This is a genomic window from Mesorhizobium sp. M7A.F.Ca.CA.002.04.1.1 (genome assembly GCF_004022805.1).
Classification (GTDB): Bacteria; Pseudomonadota; Alphaproteobacteria; order Rhizobiales; family Rhizobiaceae; genus Mesorhizobium; species Mesorhizobium ciceri.
Genome location: NZ_RZPL01001329.1, coordinates 1 through 431, shown reverse-complemented (window position 1 = coordinate 431; position 431 = coordinate 1). Strand labels below are relative to the sequence as shown.

General features: G+C 54.3%; 1 protein-coding gene. It reads right to left on the bottom strand.

What is annotated here, in order from left to right:
* Positions 1-28: 28 nt before the first annotated feature.
* A complete protein-coding gene (locus tag ENZ75_RS34045) occupies positions 29-397 on the bottom strand; it encodes a four helix bundle protein (protein ID WP_063170070.1) in 369 nt (122 codons plus the stop codon).
* Between the last annotated feature and the right edge of the window lie 34 nt (positions 398-431).

Sequence of the window (431 nt, the reverse complement as noted above, 5' to 3'; positions counted from 1 at the left end):
GAATAGGGGAATAGGGGAATAGGGGAGGCTATTCGGCTGTAAGTTTACGGATGAGAAGTCGAAGAAGCTTTCCCACACTTTCGGTACTCGCCAACAATGGGCCGGACGTCGCTTTCGGCGCGATGCCAATACGTTCAGCAATCAGAAGCTGAGTTTCCAGTTCCTTCAATGATCCTTGGGCAATACGGAGAAACTGCAGATAGGAGCCTCGAATTTCCCTGCCATACCCCTCGGCTATGTTCGCCGGCACCGACGTTGCAGAGCGCCGCACTTGGCTGGTCAGTCCATAAAGTTCTTCTTTGGGCCAGGATTTCGTAGCACCGTAGACCGCCACCGCAAGATCCATCGCCTGCTCCCAAACCAGCAAGTCCTTGTAGGACCCTGTTTTTTCGGTCATCCGTCCCTACTCCCCTACTCCCCTACTCCCCTAC

Bases quoted from the DNA above. Each gene is read 5' to 3' on its own strand.
- ENZ75_RS34045 (WP_063170070.1), bottom strand. From the start codon at position 397: ATGACCGAAAAAACAGGGTCCTACAAGGACTTGCTGGTTTGGGAGCAG.